Raw genomic sequence first — 18156 nt, 5'->3', positions numbered from 1 at the left:
CGCGGCTGGCGGTGGCGACCGGCGCAACTCTTTGAATAACGTTATGCACCCTACTGTCCGGATTTTTGGCGTATTCCTGCTGGCCATCGCATTTGTCAGCGGTGGCTTATATGGGGCCGACCATTGGTTCAACCCAGCTGACGGCAAGCGCGTCGAGAATCCGGCAAAAGCCGGTAGCGCCGCGCCGCTGACAGCCAACCCTGCAAATCCTGCACCGCCCTCAGCGGTAACCTCGACAACGCTGGCGGCTAACGAAACGCCGCCATTATTGTCGCCTGCAAACACCAAGCCTGCTCTGCCGGGAGAGCCCGGAGCGATTGCCAAATGCAGCATAGATGGAAAAATCGTCTATACCGACAAAGGCTGCCCCCAAGGCAGCAGGGCCAAGTCGCTGCAAATTATCGACAATGCCGTCATCCCCGGCCTCGATCAGGCGACAATTGAACAGGCACTGCGTCAGCCGCCGCCGGTCGCTAGATCCGCGCCGCCCGCCGCTGTTATCGAACCGGTTACTTCGATCACTACCGAGCCCAGCGTCGACTGCCAGGCGCTCGGACGGCGCTTGGATTGGCTGGATTATTGGGCGCACCGGCGGCAACCACCGCATATCCGCGACCGCATGCAACGCGAACGGGACGAGCTGCAAACCAGAAGGTTCTGGGCGCATTGCTAAATAGAGGCTGCGACGATGGATGCGGCCAATTCTGTCGAGTAAAAATTCTTGTGATTTTCTTGTGATTCCGGATGCAATTAGTGCATCATTCCAGCCCATGACGCGAACTGAAAAATATCAATATTGCATGGTGATGGCAGGCGGCGGCTTTCGTTTTGGTTACTATCTTGGCATGTACGCGGCAGCCGTCGATACCGGTAACAAACCCGATCTGCTGCTGGCCAGCTGCGGCGGCTCGATCGCTGCCGCCGTGATCCAGGCGCTGCCGGACGACGCCCAGCGCAAGGCATGGATCAGCTCGCCGGCGATGTATCAGTTTCTCTGCGGCTTGCAATCGACGCCCAAAGCCGCCATCGGCCGCTCGTTTATCCATGCCGTCAAACGCCGCCTGACGGCCAAGCGCGCCGCCGTTATTCCCGATTTATTCAGCGATTATTTTTTCGATATCCCGGCGCAATTGCCGCTGCCCCCGCTGCAGCCGCAAGCGGAAAATCCGGTTGCGGTCGCGATTGTCGGCGGTAAAATATTATTTTCAAAAGATGAAGTAGGACAGCGCAGAGCCGGCCGGAAATTATTTGCCGAGACCGTGTTTTGCGATCCGCGTGTGGCGGCGCTGCTTGAGGGCATGCCTGCCCCCATGAGCAATCCGATCTGGGGCGACAATGCGATTGCGCCGCAATTGCTTACCGAGGTGGATATGCCTATCGCCGACGCTGTGCGGATTTCCATTTCCGACATGTTTTATTTTCGCTGCCACTCGCATCAGGCCAGGCACTACACCGGCGGCGTGGTCGATCTGTTTCCTATCGAACTGGCAAACAAATTAGCGCAACGGGTAGTGATGGAAATGAAGGCGCCGTTTAGCCAGGCGCTGGCGATTCCCGCCTGGCGCGCAGTGCTGGGCGTGGACGGCAACCAGCGCTTGCGCCATGTGCATGGTCAGCATGCCGATGTCTGGATCGACGCCTCGGATGTGGAAAGCGTATTCCACAAGCGCGGCATGCAACAGAAATTGTCGTGGCCGAAAAATCGGCTGCACCTGCGCATGCCGGCTAGCCATGCTTCTTATCTGGAGCATGTCGAAGCGCAATGGCAATATGGCTATCAGCGCGGACTGGAGGCTTTTGCCAAGCCCGGCCCCAACTACAAAAAGCACATGCGTTATGCGACAAAACACAACAGGGACTGAACATTGAGCATGACTGGCTGCCGCCCGGACTAATTTCTCAGCCAGCCCTGCAGTGCAACGCCGCGCGGCACACCGTCCAGATCGCCACGCACCAGGATTCGTGAGCGCATTTCGATATAGGCAGGCACGCCCGGCTGCGCCAGCAAGGGCTCGATCTTGCCTAGCGCGGCAATCAATTGCGGCGTCAACTTATCCAGCACCGGCCGCACATCCCGCCCCAGGTCGGGCGCATCGGCAAAACTGCCGGCGCCTTGCCGCCGCCATTGCGCATGCAAGCCTAGCTGCAGCGCCTTGCTGGCGTCGAACTGGGCCTGGAAGAAGCGTCGTACAAAACCCGCATCCAAACCCTTGGCCTGCGCAGTGACGGCATCCAGTATCAATTGCTCGCGCGGCGGATCGTTGACTGCGCCGCCGGCATTCCATTTCGCCTTGGCTACCATGGGAGCGACCGCCAGGCGTTGATCTATCAGCATCAACAGGTGATCGATCTGGGCCGCATCGGCAGCGCTCGGCGCTGGCGGTAAACTCTGGCAGGCCGCCAGCATGAACAACAGGAACATACAGGCAAAGATTTTGCCCAAGGATGACGTTTTGGAAAATTTCATGGATTCTTTCTATGGCAACTTAGAGCATAGTACCGATTCATAAGCTTCAATCACAACCGGTTTCGACAAACTAAACGTACACTATCGACTTTGCATTTTTTAAAATTTACATGCTGTCAACACTAAAACTCATCGCCGCCGATCCGAACTCCGACAATATCGATCATCTGGTGGCCTTGATAAAGACCTTACGCCCCAGCAAGCCGGAGCTTGGCCAGCAAGCGGCCGAGAATGTGCGCGCGCTGGTGCAGTTGCTGCATGGCGAACCGGCCCAGGCCAGCGCCTTGCGCCATTACATACTGCGGCTGTTTTCGATGCGGCGTCAGATCAGCCTGTATACCGATACCGGCATCCTGCCCAACGCCGGCTTTTTTACCGAACTGTTTCAGCGCCTGTCGTTTCGCATCTTGCCGCCGGCGCTGGATGAAAACTATCTGCGCGATTGCCTCGACCGCCTGCTGCCGGTCGAGACCGATTATCTGTGGATCAACGCCGTCCCCGCAGCTGACTGGCTGAGCCTGTTCGACCTGCTCAGCCAGGCCGCACCCTATACCGACACCGAGAACAATGCCGCCAGCGACGCCGTCGAGCGCCATAAAACCGTGGGTGAATTGCTGGAGGCAATCCAGACCCTGTCCTATCGCATCAGCGCCATGGGCCTGGAGCCGGCGCTGCTGCGGCTCTACCCCAGCATCGATGAGTTCGAATCGCCGTTCCTGATGCAAAACGTCGAGCTGCATCTGTATCTGAACAGTTATCGCCAGCATCTGGCAGCCGCCGATTCAGTTGCCGATCCGAGCGATTTGCCGGCGCTGGAAGACGCCCGCCATCTGTCGGTGATGCTGGATCAGTGTGAAACCATCGTCCTCAAGATCCGCAAGAACGCCTTGCGCATGGGCAGCAGCGTCTCCCTCACCTATCTGCTGGTGAGGCTGGAACAAAGCATTACGCGTCTGCGCAAATTGCTAAGCCTGGTCGATGTCGGCACAGCCGAGACTGCGCCAGCCGAAGATCCCTCCGATCAGAGCGAAGCCGACGCCAGGCAACTCGCCAAGCACAGCCTGGCCCTGGCGCTGGGCCAGGAGCTGGTTGAAGGACACAACCGTAAATACGCAGTGCGCGAACTATTCGCCGACAACATCAACCTGCTGGCGCGCAACGTCACCGAAAACGCCAGCCGCACCGGCGAACACTATATCGCCGAAGACCGTTCAGAATACGCTGCGATGTTCCGCTCCGCCTCCGGCGCCGGCCTGATCATCGGCTTCATGTCGCTGCTGAAGATCCTGGCGTCCTATCTGCGCGCTGCGCCGCTGGTGGAAGCATTTTTATTCAGCATGAATTATTCGCTCGGCTTCATGCTGATCCATGTGCTGCATTTCACGGTCGCCACCAAGCAGCCGGCGATGACTGCATCACGCATTGCCTCCGGCTTGCAAAGCCGGGACGGCCGCAATATCGATCTCGACAGCCTGGTAGAGTTGATCGTCAAGGTGATACGCACCCAGTTCATCGCGGTGGCCGGCAATTTGCTGCTGGCTTTTCCGGTGGCTTACCTGATCGCCTTCTCCTATCACGCGCTGTTCGGTCATCACCTGGTGTCGCCCGACAAGGCGGCCCACCTGTTGCACGACATCGATCCGTTCGCCAGCCTGGCGCTGTTCCATGCCGCGATTGCCGGCGTCTGCCTGTTCCTGGCCGGCCTGATCTCGGGCTACTACGATAACAAAGCGCTCTACACCCACATCGCGCAACGTGTGGCGCGCGCGCACTGGCTGCGCAAGCTGCTGGGCCAGCAACGGCTGGCCAGGTTCGGCGAATACCTGGAAAGCAACCTGGGCGGCCTGATGGGTAATTTTTACTTCGGCATCCTGCTCGGCACCATCGGCACCGTCGGTTTCATGCTAGGCCTGCCTATCGATATTCGCCACATTACGTTTTCGGCCACCAACTTTGCTACCGCCCTGGTCGGCCTCGACAATCAGATGAGCTGGCATACGACGGTCGTCTCCGTGATTGGCGTTCTGGGAATAGGCACGATCAATCTGTGGGTCAGCTTTTCGCTGGCGCTGTTCGTCGCCATGCGCGCGCGCCAGGTGCGCTTCCATCATGGCATGACCCTGGCCAAAGCCGTCTTCACACGCTTCAGGAAAGGTCCCAAGGATTTTTTCATGCCACCCAAAAGAGTCGTTCCTCAGGAACAAGACAAGCCCACCGTTTAGTGCCTGAAGGATAAGGCGCGTTGCATGACCTCCTGCAACGCGATTATGCAAGCAAAAGTCGGCGCAACACGGTAGTATCCGATCGGCAATATATTTACCGGATATGGGAAACATGTTGAACGCTCAGCTACCTGGTTTTTCTCTACGTTTTTTTTTGCGATATACGGCTGCGCTGCTGTCCATCCTGACAGCAGCCTGCTCGACCCTGCCCGATGTCAGCCATCTGAGCGCTTCAGCATCACAGCTGGTCGCCAGCAGCAGCGGCCCGGCCGCTGCCTTATCCAGGCTCGACACCATGGCGGCGATGGAACAAGCGGCAACCGGCAGCCCGCTGATCAAAGGTAACAAGATAACTCTGCTGTTCGACGGGCCCGACACCATGACGGCGATGATAGCCGCCATTCAACAAGCCAAAAGCACGATCAATTTTGAAACCTATATTTTCGACCGCGACCAGTTGGGTCAGCGTTTTGCCGATCTGTTAATTGAAAAACAAGGCGCCGGAGTGCAGGTCAACATCATTTACGACAGTGTCGGCAGCATCGGCACCCCCACCGAATTTTTCGAGCGCATGCGCGCCGCCGGCATCAAGCTGATCGAATTCAATCCGGTCAATCCGCTCAAGCGCTTTGGCCGCTGGCAGCTGAATCATCGCGATCATCGCAAGATCCTGGTGGTGGACGGCAAGATCGGCTTCACCGGAGGCGTCAATATCAGCGCCGCCTACGCCAACAGTTCCTTGTTTCGGGCCAGACGTCGGCCCGGCAGCGACGCCGTAGGCTGGCGCGATACCCATGTACAGATAGAAGGCCCGGCGGTCGCTTCGTTGCAATTATTGTTCTTGCAAACCTGGAGCGCGCAGCAAGCTGAAGATCTGCCGGACCTGGATTATTTTCCGCAACTGGAGAACGCCGGCGACAAGACCGTGCATGTACTGGGCAGCCAGCCCGACGGCGATTACAGTCTTTACAAAGCCTATATCCTGGCGATTCAGCAGGCCCGCAGGAGCATACATATCACCACACCTTACTTCATCCCCGACCGTCAGCTGGTGGATGCCTTGGTGGCCGCAGCCAAGCGTGGCGTCGATGTCAGCTTGATCTTGCCCAGCGTCACCGACATCGGCCTGGTGTACCACGCCGGCCAATCGTTTTATACGCAACTGCTAAGCGCCGGCGTCCACATTTATCAATTGCAGATAGCGGTGCTGCATGCCAAAACCGCAGTGATAGACGGCAGCTGGTCCACCGTCGGTTCCGCCAACATGGACATCCGCAGCTTCCTCCATAACTACGAAGCAAACGTGATCGTCATCGACGACCAGTTTGGCCGCGAAATGGAAAAAGCCTTCCGCGAAGATATCCGCGGCTCAAGCCAGATCACACTGGAACAATGGCGGCAACGGCCGCTGTCCGAACGCATCAAGGAATGGGCAGCGCGCTCGCTCGGCTATTGGTTATGAGGGATCAGCGCAATGCGTGGGTTTGCGCCCAGGCCAGCATCACGTCCATGAAACGCTGCAAAGTCGGCCGCACTCCCGCCGCCTTCTGCTCATCGAAAGCAAACGGCCGTTGCTCTTCCATATAGGTGATTTGCGCCTGCTCCAGTTGCACTGCATGGATATTCTGCTCGGGCTTGCCATAGTGCCGCGTAATATGGCCGCCTTTGAAACGGCCATTCACGGCGTGGCTGTAGCCGGCCTCGGCCGCCTGGACGGCAACCGCTTGCAGTTGCTGTGTCAGTTGCGGCGCACACGAGCTGCCGGAAGCGGTGCCCAGATTCAAGTCCGGCAAACGCCCCTCGAAAAAGCGCGGCACCTCCGACGCGATGGAATGCGCATCCCACAACATCGCCACGCCATGTTCGGCGCGCATGCGCTGCAATTCCTGCGCCAGCTGCTGATGATACGGCCGCCAGTATTGCGTAACACGGCGCTGGATTTCGGCTTCATCGGGATTTTTCCCGGGTTGATACAGGGCTTCCTTGTGGAAGGTGTCCAGCGGACACAGTCCTGTCGTATCCTGTCCCGGATAAAGATTGACGTTGTCCTCGGGGCGATTCAAGTCGATCACATAACGCGAGTGAGTTGCCACCAGAATCGACGCACCGAGCTGTTCCAGGAAATTGTATAACTGCGGCAAGTGCCAATCGGTATCGGCAATATACAGCGCCGCAGCGCTCATGTTGGCGCAGATATCGGGCGGAATATATTCCCCCGCGTGCGGCATGGAAACCAGCAACGGCAATCGGCCGCGATGAAACAGGAATTTTTCTACAGGTAAACGCATCTCGGATCCTTAGGGCGTGTTGACATATGATTTGGGAATGCGAACGCGCAGCAGGCGTTGCGTGCCTAGGAGCAGCGTGTTGACATATATGTCAACACGCCCTAGTTCAACAATTTTTTCATGGTACTCGCATACGATAAAGCGCTCTGCTCCTGGAGGGTATGCCTGTGGTCTCTGATGACCCAATGACCGCCGGCCATGACATCGCGCACTGGCGTTTGCCCGTGCTGGCAAAACACAAAACTGTCGAGCAACTGATCACCGTGTTTGCCGTTCAGGTCCGCGTGCTGCTGATCCAGCACCAGCAAGTCGGCGCGCTGCCCGAGTTGCAAACCGGCCACCTGGCGGCCGCTGGCGGCAGCGCCGCCGCGCAGAGCCTGGCGATACAGATAGCCGCCCACCGAAGCACCTTCGTTGCCACTGCCGGCCAGCATATTGCGCTGACCATGCTGCAGGCGCTGGCTGTATTCATACAAGCGCAATTCTTCGCTGACGCTGGTGCTGATGTGGCTGTCGGAACCGATACCCCACACGCCCTGCTCGGCCGCATACCTCACGCCGTTGAAAATGCCATCGCCTAGATTGGCTTCGGTGGTCGGGCAAATGCCGGCGACAGCACCGCTGCGCGCCAGTTTTTCTGTCTCTGCCGTAGTCATATGGGTGGCATGCACCAGACACCAGCGGCGGTCGACCTCGACATTGTCCAGCAGCCAGGCCACCGGCCGCGCGCCCAGAGCGGCGATACAGTCTTCAACCTCTTGGTTTTGCTCGGCGATGTGGATATGCACCGGTGCTTGCGCATCCCATTGCCGCAGCAGCGTCAGCAACTGCTGCAGCGATTGCGGCGACACTGCCCGCAAGGAATGCGGTGCAACGCCATAACGCAGGCCGGCATGCTGCGGATGCGCGGCTTGCAAAGCTTGCAAGACGCTGATAATCCATTCCGGCGAATTGATGAAACGCGCTTGCCCGGCATGCGGGGGCTGGGCGCCGAAACCGCTGTATTGATACATGACCGGCAGCAAAGTCAGGCCGATGCCAACTTCCTGTGCTGCTTCAATCAGGCACACCAGGTTTTCAGCCGGATTGGCGTAAGGCTTGCCACCGCTATCGTGATGCAGGTAATGGAACTCGCAGACCGAGGTATAGCCGGCTTGCAGCATCTCGATATACAGCTGCACCGCAATCGCTTTCAGATCGGCCGGCGATAATTTTCCGGCAAACTTGTACATCAGGGTGCGCCAGCTCCAGAAACTGTCGCTGGGATCTGAGCGATATTCGGTGAGCCCCGCCATCGCTCTTTGAAACGCGTGCGAATGCAGGTTGGCGATACCGGGCAACACCGTGCCGGCGACTCTGGGAGCTAGTGCGATTTCCTCGGCGTCGGGTTTGACGCAGGTCAGGATGCCCTTGTCATCCCACTGCAGCAGCACATTGCTGCGCCAACCTTCAGGTAACAGGGCACGGTCGGCGATCAATTGTTTCATGCTGTCTCCTTTTGCAATGCGACGCTAAATTGGCCGGCGCGGACTATTGTGCTACAGGGATTAAGCCCCGACCAGTAAGCCAGTTCCGCCAGCGATTCCACCGACCAGACCACAAAATCTGCAGCGCGTCCTGCCGCCAGCAAACCGTGACGGTCCGCCTTGCCGAGCGCCAGTGCGGCGTTGGCGGTGACGCCCGTCAGCGCTTCCGCTGTCGTCATCCGGAACAAGGTGCAAGCCATGTTCAGCATCAGCAGCAAGGAAGTGCTGGGCGAAGTGCCCGGATTGCTATCGGTAGAGATCGCGATCGGTATCTTGTAACGCCGCAATAGCTCCAGCGGCGGCTGTTTTGTTTCGCGGATGAAGTAATAAGCGCCGGGCAGCAGCACCGCGACCGTGCCGCTTTGCTGCATGGCTATCACGTCTGCTTCGCTCAGATGTTCCAGATGATCGACCGAAAGGGCCTTGAAGCGCGTTGCCAATTGCGTGCCGCCCATATTCGAGAGCTGGTCGGCATGCATCTTTACCGGCAGGCCAAGCTTGGCAGCGGCGCTAAACACTTGTTCGCTCTGCGCCACGGAGAAGCCGATGTTTTCGCAAAACACATCGACCGCATCGATCAATCCTTCGGCATGCAAGGCCGGCAGCATCTCTTCGCAAACCAGCTTGATGTATGCGTCAGCGCGGCCCAGGTATTCCGGCGGCAAGGCGTGGGCGCCAAGGAAAGTGGTATAGACAGTGACCGGATAGGACGTGCCCAGACGCCGCGCCACCCGCAGCATCTTGCGTTCTGTGGCCAGATCCAGGCCGTAGCCGGATTTGATTTCAACCGTGGTCACGCCCTCGGCCAGCAACGCTTCCAGGCGCCGCGCCGATTGCTGGAACAGGCTATCCTCGTCGGCCAGGCGGGTGGCGCGCACGGTAGACACGATGCCGCCGCCGCTCCGCGCAATTTCTTCATAGCTGGCGCCGGCCAGGCGCAAGGCAAATTCGTCGGCGCGATTGCCGCCGTATACCAGATGGGTATGGCAATCGATCAAGCCGGGCGTAATCCAGCGCTTGCCAACGTCGTGCCGGGCCAGTCCGGCCTGGCCAAATTCATCCGGCATCTCTGCCTCCGTTCCGATCCAGGCAATCAAGCCGTCGCGCAGCACCATGGCGGCGTCTGTGATGACTTGATCGGGATTGCCGGAGGGTGCAATCCTGGCGTTGTGCCAGATACCATCGGCTGGCTGAACTTGCTTGACTTCTTGACTCTGCAACATGCCGGTTTCCCTATAGCAGATTGATGTTGACACTGATGACGATACTGCCCGCCTGTAGCGAACGCAACGACAGTGCTCCCTGCTTTTGCTCGCAGACCAGAGTCTGGCGCGGCCCCAGCGTTGCATGCTCGCTGCTCGCCGTCAGCACGTCCCAGCGTCCCTGCAGGCAAAACAGCAGATCGCAGCCTTGCGGCAGATCCTGGTCAGCATGCCAGATGTCCACTAAGCCGGTGGCTAAGCCGCGCCGCAGCATCAGGTTGAAATCCAGGCAGGCGATGCCCTCCAATTGTGCGCTGATCTGCTCTTCGCCGCTAAAACGATGCGGTTGCAACGGCGTCAATAAAGTGCGGTCGCCGCTGGCCGAGACTAAGCGCATGCCCTCGCCTTGCAGCAAGGTAATCACCCGGTCGACGCCGGGGAAACTGGAAAAAGGGCCGGATTGCGTGACGTCGGCAATGCTCACTCGCCACAAAAATTGGTCGAATGAAGCCGCTGCCGGATAGCCGTGCAGCTCACGCGTGACGCCGCCGCCGTTTTTCCACGGCGTGGCAGGCAAATCGTCGAAGCTGATCAAGCGCATAGCGTCAGCCACGCTTCATTGAGCGTACAAATCGGCAAACAAAGCTTGGCAGCTATCGCTGACCGCGCCTTGCAAGACCAGTTGCTTGGCGGCTTCGATATCCGGCGCGAAGAAACGATCCTTATCGTAGAACGCAACCTGCTGACGCAAGCGCTGCAGCACCTCACTCAACATGGGCGAAGTAGCCAGCGGCTGATGACAATCCACGCCCTGCGCCGCTGCCAGCAATTCAATTGCGACGATGGTGGCGGTATTGTGCGCCATTTCATGCAGGCGGCGGCCAGCAAAAGTCGCCATGCTGACGTGGTCTTCCTGGTTGGCGGAAGTCGGCAGGCTGTCGACGCTGGCCGGATGCGCCAGCGATTTGTTTTCAGACGCCAGGGCGGCGGCAGTCACATGCGCAATCATGAAACCGGAGTTGAGGCCGGACGACTGCACCAGGAACGGCGGCAAACCCGACAAGGATGAATCGATCAGCAAGGCGATACGGCGTTCCGACAAGGCGCCGATTTCAGTGATCGCCAATGCCAGCGTGTCAGCCGCGAAAGCCACCGGCTCGGCGTGAAAATTACCGCCCGAGATAACTTCATCACGCTCCGCATAAATCAGCGGGTTATCGGTCACGGCGTTGGCCTCGATCAGCAAGGTACGCGCCGCATTGCCGATCAGGTCGACGCAAGCGCCCATCACTTGCGGCTGGCAACGCAAGCTGTAGGGATCTTGCACGCGCTCGTCGTTGACCAGATGCGATTGCCGGATCGCGCTGCCGCTCAACAGTTGACGATAGATCTTGGCGGTGGCGATCTGCCCCGGCTGGCCGCGTACTTCATGCACACGCGGATCGAACGGCGCATCGCTGCCGCGGGCGGCGTCGACTGCCAGCGCGCCAGTTACGGTCGCGGCTTCCAGCACACGCTCCGCCAGGAACAGGCCGTTCAATGTCAGTGCGGTGGAAACCTGGGTACCGTTGATCAGCGCCAGCCCTTCCTTGGCCGCCAATACGATAGGTGTGATGCCTGCCTTGGCCAGCGCCTCCTTGGCGTCGGTCAGCTTGCCGTCGACCCGCACCTGGCCCTCGCCCAGGATCGCCAATGTCATGTGCGACAAGGGCGCCAGGTCGCCGGATGCGCCGACCGAACCCTTGACCGGGATGCAAGGCATGATGCCGGCGTTGTAGATCGCCAGCAAGGCATCGATCACCTGCGCCCGGATGCCGGAGTAGCCGCGCGCCAGGCTGCCGATTTTCATGGCCAGGATCAGGCGCACCGCGGCATCGTCGATCAGCTCGCCGGTGCCAACCGAGTGCGACAGGATCAGGTTACGTTGCAGCAGTTCCAGCTGCTCGTCCGGGATGCGGGTCTTGGCCAGTTTGCCGAAGCCGGTGTTGATGCCGTAGGCGGCGTCGCCGCGCTCGACAATCCTGGCGACGGTGGCGGCGGACGCATTGATGGCGATGTAGGCAGCCGGCGGCAACTGCAGCGGCACGGCCTCGGCCCAGATGCGGCGAATCTCTGCCAAAGACATTTTTCCTGGTTGCAGAGTCAAGGTTGTTTTCATGGTTATTTCTTTCAAATTAGCGCAAAACATAAATCGATTTTACGGCCGCGGTTCAGTTTAAACTCAACTCGAATTCAGCTTAAATTCAGTCCAAAGGCTGACCGGCCTTGTCTCGTATCAAAGGTAACGACAACAGCGCTATCAGGGCGCAGCCGATGACATACCATGAGGGCGCCAGGTTACTGCCCGAAAGCGCCATCAGTTCGGTGGCAAAAAAAGGCGCGAAACCGCAAAAAATGGAAACGCCGACACAATACACCACCGACATTCCCGTCACCCGCACCGGCCGTGGAAACAATTCCGGCAACATCACCAAGCCTGGCACCGCAATGAAAGTTGTCAATAGCGACAACAAGGCAATAGTCGGCAGCAATACACCGAGCGTCGTATGGGCGTTGATCAGCGCAAACGCGGGATAAATCACTAGCGCCAGCAGCAGACAGAATGCAGCAAACACTCTTTTACGGCCGGCTTTGTCGGACAACATGCCCGCCAGCGGCGCTACCAACGCCGCGACTGCGGCAGCGACGCAGGCGGCAGCCAGTCCGGCCGACATCGACATGTGCAAGATTTTGGTGGCGTAAGTCGGTATGTAGTACAGGGTGATGTAGATCGCTGCTGTATTGCCCATGGTCAGCAGGATGCCGGCGGCGATTTCTTTTTTGTGGTGGGCAAACACGGTGCTGATGGCGTTGCTTTTCCTCGGCTTTCCCATATAGACAGCAGGCCCGTCATCCAGCGTTTCGTGCAAATTGCGGCGAATGAACACACCCAGCGGCCCCATCAGCAAACCGATCGCAAATGGAATGCGCCAGCCCCAGCTTTCCAGTGATGCGGTAGTCAGGATGGCCGTCAGGAACAAGCCGGCCAACGCCCCCAGCAAGGCGCTCAAATTCTGGCTGACCGCCTGCAAACCGCCGTAGAATCCGCGCGAGTTGTCATCGGCATATTCCATCAGCAAGGAAGTCGAGGCGCCGATCTCGCCGCCCAGCGCAAAACCCTGGATCAGGCGCGCCGCCACAATCAACAACGGCGCAGCCAGCCCGATCTGGGCATAGGTCGGGGCAAAAACAATCATCGCCGAACCTAGCGCCATGAGCTGCAGCGTCAAGGTCATGGCGGCTTTGCGGCCGACCCGGTCAGCGTAGGCGCCCAGCAGCAAACCACCTATAGGCCGCGCAACGAAACCAATGCCGAAGGTGGCGGTGACCAGCAATAACTGCGCGATATCGCCATCCGCCGGAAAATACAATTTACCGATGATGATGGCGAAAAAACTATACGAGGTGAATTCGAAATATTCGAGACCGTTGCCGATGGTGATCGCTGCTACCGCCTTGGCTCTTTTGATTTTCCCGCCCGCCGCAAGCGTGGGTGCAGATTCTGCGCCCACTGCTGCAAGGCTGGCGTCGCGCTGACTTATTTCCATAAACCGTCTCCTGTTTATCTAATCTAATGGCGTCGTCGCTTGTTTGTTAAATGTTTAGCAACGACGCAGCATCCATCAGCGATTGATCATCGGCAGATTCAAGTTGTGACGCTTGGCGCATTCGATCGCCGCCTCGTAACCGGCGTCGGCATGACGCATCACGCCGGAGGCGCAATCGTTGACCAGCACCCGCGCCAGGCGCTTGGCGGCTGCTTCGGTGCCGTCAGCCACAATCACCATGCCGGAATGTTGCGAATAACCCATGCCGACTCCGCCGCCGTGATGCAGCGAAACCCAGGTGGCGCCGCCGGCGGTATTCAGCAAGGCGTTCAGCAAAGGCCAGTCGGAAACCGCATCGGTGCCGTCTTTCATGCTTTCGGTTTCGCGGTTCGGGCTGGCGACCGAGCCGGTATCCAGATGGTCGCGGCCGATCACCACCGGCGCTTTCAACTCGCCAGTGCGCACCATTTCATTGAAAGCCAGGCCGGCGATATGGCGCTCGCCCAGCCCCAGCCAGCAAATCCGCGCCGGCAAGCCCTGGAAGGAAATGCGTTCACGCGCCATGTCCAGCCAGCGGTGCACATGCTTGTTTTCCGGGAACAGTTCCTTGATCTTGGCGTCGGTCTTGTAGATATCCTCGGGATCGCCGGACAAGGCAACCCAGCGGAAAGGCCCCTTGCCTTCACAGAACAGCGGCCGGATATAGGCCGGCACGAAGCCGGGAAAATCGAAAGCGTTCTTGACGCCTTGGTCAAACGCCACCTGGCGGATGTTGTTGCCGTAATCAACGGTCTTGATGCCCATCGCGTGGAAATCCAGCATCGCTTGCACATGCAGCGCACAGGATTGCGCCGCATCTGCCGTCAGCTTGCTCTGCTGCGACGGATCATGCTGTGCCGCCACCCATTGCTCGACGCTCCAGCCGATCGGCAGATAGCCGTTGATCAAGTCATGCGCGGAAGTCTGGTCGGTGACCAGGTCCGGCTTGATGCCGCCAGCCTTGGCGCGCTTGACCAGTTCCGGCAAGACTTCGGCAGCATTGCCGAGCAGGCCGATGGAAATCGCTTCCTTGCGTTCGGTATGGTATTTGATCAGTTCCAGCGCATGGTCCAGATCCTTGGCCTGCTTGTCGAGATAGCGTGTGCGCAGGCGGAAATCAATGCTCGACTGCTTGCACTCGATAGTCAGCGAAGCCGCTCCAGCCAGGGTTGCCGCCAGCGGTTGCGCGCCGCCCATGCCGCCCAGGCCGGCAGTCAGGATCCAGCGGCCGGAGAGATCGCCGCCGAAGTGCTGGCGCCCTGCTTCGGCAAAAGTTTCAAAAGTGCCTTGCACGATGCCCTGGCTGCCGATGTAGATCCAGCTGCCGGCGGTCATCTGGCCGTACATGAACAGGCCCTTGCGGTCGAGTTCGTTGAAATGCTCCCAATTGGCCCATTTCGGCACCAGGTTGGAGTTGGCCAGCAATACCCGCGGCGCATCGGCGTGGGTCTGGAATACGCCGACCGGCTTGCCGGACTGGATCAGCAAGGTTTCATCTTCGTTCAGATTGGTCAGGGTTTCGACGATCTTGTCGAAACAGGCCCAGTCGCGCGCGGCGCGGCCAATGCCGCCGTAGACTACCAGGTCGTTCGGCCGCTCGGCCACTTCCGGATCAAGATTGTTCATCAACATGCGCAACGGCGCTTCGGTCAGCCAGCTCTTGGCGGTCAGCGTGCTGCCGCGTGGCGCCCGGATGGTGCGGCTAGGGTCGCGGCGCGGATCGGTCTTGGTGGTTGTGCTCATATTGATTAGTCTCCTTGAAAATGTCTGCAAACAGAACAGCAAGTTGTATAGTCCAGTAAAATATAATGCCTATACAACTTAGTCAACCAGATTTATGCGAATCTTGTGAATCTGTGACCCGCCTCCCACAGCAACATTGAAAAATAGTAATTGACTTCAAGCACACTTGAACTTGCATACTTGGCTCGACAGCAACTGAAGTAATCAACTGATGTAGTATCCGTGATGAATTTTCTTGAGTAGGAACCAGCATATGCATGGCGCATCAAGCAATAAGGCAGTACCGGCATTTCAACAGGTAAAAGACCATGTCTTGCAGCAAATCCGCAGCGGCGACTGGAAACCCGGCGACCTGATCCCGTCAGAACGCGAGCTGATGTTGCAATTCAGTCTATCGCGGATGACGGTCAACCGCGCCCTGCGCGAACTGACCGACAACCAGCTGCTGGTGCGGATCCAGGGTTCGGGCACCTATGTCGCGCCCGGCAAATACCAGTCGACATTGGTAGAGATACACAGTATCGACGACGAACTGGTCGCCCGCGGCCATCGTTATCGCAGCCAGGTGCTGACGCTGGAAGCCAGTTCCGCGCCGGTGGCGCTGAAGGCGCTAGGCCTGGACAGCGGCCCGGTGTTTCATTCCGTGATTGTGCATTTTGCCGACGACATTCCGATCCAGCTGGAAGACCGCTACACCAATCCGCAACTGTTTCCCGATTACCTGCAACAGGATTTTCATCGGATCACGCCTAACCACTACATGGTGCAGATTGCGCCGCTGGACAAAGCCGAATACAGCATCGAATCCAAGATGCCCGACACCGCTGTGCGTAAGCTGCTGCAGATGGAAGCCGGTGAACCATGCCTGCTGCTGTCGCGCCGGACTTGGGTGCGGCAGGCGGTGGCGACTTCGGTCACCTTATGGCATCCCGGCTCCAGGTATCAATTTACCGGCGGCTTCTGATCTGCCGGGGCAGGCAGCGTCAATTCTGTCGATGGTCCGACGCAGTACATTTTCACGCAGTAAAATTTTAATGCGCAAGCAGTAACAAGATAGACAACAGGACATATCGATTCATGTCAGTAACAACCACCTCGCTCAACACCCCCTCTGCCAGCTGGGCAGACCTGCTGTCAGGACGCAACGCCTTACGCTCGATCACGCTAGCCGGCGGCATCGGCATGCACGCCACCAATGTGTACATCGTCACCACCATCCTGCCGTCGGTAGTCAAGGAGATCGGCGGCCTGGAATACTACGCCTGGGCTACCTCTTTGTTTGTGGTGGCGTCCATCATCGCCGCCGCTGTGGCTTCGCGGCTGGTCGAGTGGGTTGGCTATCGGCCCGCCTGCCTGCTGGCGCTGCTGGTGTTTTCGCTGGGCTCGGCCGGCTGCGCGCTGGCGCCGCATATGGTGTGGCTGCTGCTGGCGCGCACGGTGCAAGGCTTCGGCGGCGGCGTGCTGGTGGCGCTGTCTTACGCCATGATCCGGGTGGTGTTTGCAGCGCCTTTGTGGTCGCGGGCGATGGCCCTGATGTCAGGCATGTGGGGAATTTCCACGCTATCAGGCCCCGCCATCGGCGGCATGTTTGCGCAGGCCGGCAGCTGGCGCGGCGCGTTCTGGGCGCTATTGCCGGCCGCCGTCATACTGGCGCTGCTGGTGCAATTCACGCTGAAAGTGCCGGCAGAAACGCTCTCTGAAGAGAAACCCAACAGCATTCCGATCACGAAAATATTGTTGCTGGCGGCGGCGGTGCTATCGGTATCGGCGGCCAGCCTGTTCAGCAGCGCCGTGTTGAATGTCGGCGGCATCGTCTTCGGCATTGCCTTGATCGGATTGATCGCCTGGCTGGAGCAACGCGGTGGCGTAGAAAAAGCGCGCTTGCTGCCGAGCGGCGCGTTTTCCTTGCGCAGCCGCATCGGCGCCCTGTACGCCACCATGATATTGATGATCCTGGGGCTCACCACCGAAATCTACGTACCGTATTTCTTGCAAGTGATCCAGGGCCACTCGCCGCTGCTGGCCGGCTATCTGACCGGCATCATGTCTTGCGGCTGGACCCTGGCGGCGCTGCTGTTTTCCAGCTACAGCGGCGCTCGTGCCGAATTTGTCATGAAAGCCGGACCGCTGGTGGTGATTGCTGCCTTGCTGGGCTTGTCGTTCATGCTGCCGTCGGCCGCCGTCCTGAATGACTACGGCCTGCTGCCCTTGTGCATCGCGCTGATACTGGTCGGTTTCGGCATCGGCATGGGCATGCCGCACCTGATGGCAAAGATATTGAGCAGCGCCCATCCGGATGAAGGCAATCTGGCCGCCTATTCGCTCACCACAGTGCAGCTGTTCGCTACCGCTATCGGCGCCGCCCTGGCCGGCATGGTGACATCGCTGGCCGGGCTGGCTGATCCGGGCGGTTTGCCTGGTGCGACAAATGCGGCACAATGGCTATTCATCTGCTTCGCAGCGGCGCCGACACTGGCCTTCTTCACGGTGCGGCAAGCCTTGCGCTTGAACGCTCCGGTTGTGTCCGGGACTGTGCGCAGCGAGCAACTACAGGAACCTCTTGCATGAGCGGCACGCCCCCGAAAACCCCGGTTTCCCGCCTCAAGGCCAGCACTGAAACCGTCACCAGCGTGCACTACTGGACCGAGAAACTGCTATCGTTCCGCACTACGCGCCCGGCCGGCTACCAGTTCACGCCAGGGCAGTTTGCCAGGCTGGGCGTAGTGGCCGGCGACGAAACGCTGTGGCGCGCCTATTCGGTCACTTCGGCAGTCACCGAGGACGAACTGGAGTATTTCCTGGTGCATGTCCCCGGCGGCCTCTTCACCGAACAACTGAAAGGCTTGCAGCCAGGCTTCCCGATCCTGGTCGAAAAATTCAGCTACGGTTTCATGACTGCGGATCGGTTTGTGGATGGCGAGGATTTGTGGATGCTGGCCACCGGCACCGGCCTCGGTCCGTATATCTCGATCTTGCAAGATCCCACGGTATGGAAAAAATTCCGCAACCTGATTCTGGTGCATTGCGTAAGAAATGCCGAGGAACTGGCCTATCAGGAGCTGCTGTCCAAACTGCACCTGCG

General features: G+C 59.0%; 15 protein-coding genes. 7 read left to right on the top strand and 8 right to left on the bottom strand.

What is annotated here, in order from left to right; genetic code table 11:
* The first annotated feature begins 43 nt into the window (after window positions 1-43).
* Together KHU33_RS17310 and KHU33_RS17305 are read left to right on the top strand one after the other, a co-directional pair.
* Window positions 44-673 carry a hypothetical protein gene (locus KHU33_RS17310; protein WP_211465158.1) on the top strand — a complete coding sequence of 210 codons (630 nt, stop codon included), beginning with the start codon at window positions 44-46 and terminating at the stop codon, window positions 671-673.
* A 97-nt stretch (window positions 674-770) separates the two neighbouring features.
* On the top strand, window positions 771-1862 hold the full coding sequence (locus KHU33_RS17305) for a patatin-like phospholipase family protein (RefSeq protein ID WP_211465156.1): 1092 nt from the start codon (window positions 771-773) through the stop codon (window positions 1860-1862).
* Window positions 1863-1891: 29 nt separating this feature from the next.
* Here KHU33_RS17305 and aroQ read toward each other — a convergent pair whose 3' ends face one another.
* Window positions 1892-2467 (bottom strand): gamma subclass chorismate mutase AroQ, encoded by a 576-nt coding sequence (gene aroQ / locus KHU33_RS17300; RefSeq protein ID WP_211465154.1) that lies wholly within the window; start codon window positions 2465-2467, stop codon window positions 1892-1894.
* 110 nt (window positions 2468-2577) lie between these two features.
* Between aroQ and KHU33_RS17295 the strand changes: the two genes are divergently transcribed.
* Entirely contained in the window at window positions 2578-4689 is a 2112-nt protein-coding gene (locus tag KHU33_RS17295; RefSeq protein WP_211465152.1) for a site-specific recombinase, read from the top strand.
* A gap of 112 nt (window positions 4690-4801) precedes the next feature.
* Entirely contained in the window at window positions 4802-6151 is a 1350-nt protein-coding gene (gene cls, locus KHU33_RS17290; RefSeq protein WP_211465150.1) for a cardiolipin synthase, read from the top strand.
* A gap of 4 nt (window positions 6152-6155) precedes the next feature.
* On the opposite strand, the gene hutG is transcribed toward cls, so the two are convergent.
* From hutG to hutU, 7 genes are all read right to left on the bottom strand, one after another.
* Window positions 6156-6977, bottom strand: a complete 822-nt coding sequence (gene hutG / locus KHU33_RS17285) for an N-formylglutamate deformylase (RefSeq protein ID WP_211465148.1) — start codon at window positions 6975-6977, stop codon at window positions 6156-6158.
* Between the two features lie 101 nt (window positions 6978-7078).
* Window positions 7079-8464 (bottom strand): formimidoylglutamate deiminase, encoded by a 1386-nt coding sequence (locus KHU33_RS17280; protein ID WP_211465146.1) that lies wholly within the window; start codon window positions 8462-8464, stop codon window positions 7079-7081.
* On the bottom strand, window positions 8461-9726 hold the full coding sequence (hutI, locus tag KHU33_RS17275; RefSeq protein WP_211465144.1) for an imidazolonepropionase: 1266 nt from the start codon (window positions 9724-9726) through the stop codon (window positions 8461-8463). Before hutI ends, KHU33_RS17280 begins: the two co-directional genes overlap by 4 nt.
* Window positions 9727-9736: 10 nt before the next feature.
* The gene (locus KHU33_RS17270) at window positions 9737-10306 is read right to left on the bottom strand and encodes a HutD/Ves family protein (protein ID WP_211465142.1); all 570 of its coding nucleotides are present in this window, start codon (window positions 10304-10306) and stop codon (window positions 9737-9739) included.
* 15 nt (window positions 10307-10321) lie between these two features.
* Window positions 10322-11863 (bottom strand): histidine ammonia-lyase, encoded by a 1542-nt coding sequence (gene hutH, locus KHU33_RS17265; protein ID WP_211465140.1) that lies wholly within the window; start codon window positions 11861-11863, stop codon window positions 10322-10324.
* A gap of 85 nt (window positions 11864-11948) precedes the next feature.
* Window positions 11949-13292, bottom strand: coding sequence for an MFS transporter (locus tag KHU33_RS17260; protein WP_211465138.1), 1344 nt, complete (start codon window positions 13290-13292; stop codon window positions 11949-11951).
* Between the two features lie 75 nt (window positions 13293-13367).
* The gene (gene hutU, locus KHU33_RS17255) at window positions 13368-15074 is read right to left on the bottom strand and encodes a urocanate hydratase (protein WP_211465136.1); all 1707 of its coding nucleotides are present in this window, start codon (window positions 15072-15074) and stop codon (window positions 13368-13370) included.
* A gap of 253 nt (window positions 15075-15327) precedes the next feature.
* Between hutU and hutC the strand changes: the two genes are divergently transcribed.
* The 3 genes from hutC to KHU33_RS17240 form a co-directional block, all read left to right on the top strand.
* A complete protein-coding gene (gene hutC / locus KHU33_RS17250) occupies window positions 15328-16038 on the top strand; it encodes a histidine utilization repressor (protein ID WP_211465134.1) in 711 nt (236 codons plus the stop codon).
* Window positions 16039-16151: 113 nt separating this feature from the next.
* A complete protein-coding gene (locus KHU33_RS17245) occupies window positions 16152-17642 on the top strand; it encodes an MFS transporter (protein WP_211465132.1) in 1491 nt (496 codons plus the stop codon).
* Window positions 17639-18156 (top strand): ferredoxin--NADP reductase (locus KHU33_RS17240; RefSeq protein ID WP_211465130.1); only part of this gene is annotated, 518 nt, incomplete at its 3' end. The genes KHU33_RS17245 and KHU33_RS17240, both read left to right, overlap by 4 nt.

It is taken from the genome of Collimonas silvisoli, from assembly GCF_018305005.1.
Taxonomy (GTDB): Bacteria; Pseudomonadota; Gammaproteobacteria; order Burkholderiales; family Burkholderiaceae_D; genus Collimonas; species Collimonas silvisoli.
The sequence above is the reverse complement of the archived record's forward strand: the minus strand, read 5'-3'. Positions and strand labels throughout refer to the sequence as shown.

Excerpts from the sequence above, each read along its gene's own strand:
- KHU33_RS17310 (WP_211465158.1), top strand. The coding sequence starts at position 44 with ATGCACCCTACTGTCCGGATTTTTGGCGTATTCCTGCTGGCCATCGCA.
- KHU33_RS17305 (WP_211465156.1), top strand. The coding sequence starts at position 771 with ATGACGCGAACTGAAAAATATCAATATTGCATGGTGATGGCAGGCGGC.
- aroQ (WP_211465154.1), bottom strand. The coding sequence starts at position 2,467 with ATGAAATTTTCCAAAACGTCATCCTTGGGCAAAATCTTTGCCTGTATG.
- KHU33_RS17295 (WP_211465152.1), top strand. The coding sequence starts at position 2,578 with ATGCTGTCAACACTAAAACTCATCGCCGCCGATCCGAACTCCGACAAT.
- cls (WP_211465150.1), top strand. The coding sequence starts at position 4,802 with ATGTTGAACGCTCAGCTACCTGGTTTTTCTCTACGTTTTTTTTTGCGA.
- hutG (WP_211465148.1), bottom strand. The coding sequence starts at position 6,977 with ATGCGTTTACCTGTAGAAAAATTCCTGTTTCATCGCGGCCGATTGCCG.
- KHU33_RS17280 (WP_211465146.1), bottom strand. The coding sequence starts at position 8,464 with ATGAAACAATTGATCGCCGACCGTGCCCTGTTACCTGAAGGTTGGCGC.
- hutI (WP_211465144.1), bottom strand. The coding sequence starts at position 9,726 with ATGTTGCAGAGTCAAGAAGTCAAGCAAGTTCAGCCAGCCGATGGTATC.
- KHU33_RS17270 (WP_211465142.1), bottom strand. The coding sequence starts at position 10,306 with ATGCGCTTGATCAGCTTCGACGATTTGCCTGCCACGCCGTGGAAAAAC.
- hutH (WP_211465140.1), bottom strand. The coding sequence starts at position 11,863 with ATGAAAACAACCTTGACTCTGCAACCAGGAAAAATGTCTTTGGCAGAG.
- KHU33_RS17260 (WP_211465138.1), bottom strand. The coding sequence starts at position 13,292 with ATGGAAATAAGTCAGCGCGACGCCAGCCTTGCAGCAGTGGGCGCAGAA.
- hutU (WP_211465136.1), bottom strand. The coding sequence starts at position 15,074 with ATGAGCACAACCACCAAGACCGATCCGCGCCGCGACCCTAGCCGCACC.
- hutC (WP_211465134.1), top strand. The coding sequence starts at position 15,328 with ATGCATGGCGCATCAAGCAATAAGGCAGTACCGGCATTTCAACAGGTA.
- KHU33_RS17245 (WP_211465132.1), top strand. The coding sequence starts at position 16,152 with ATGTCAGTAACAACCACCTCGCTCAACACCCCCTCTGCCAGCTGGGCA.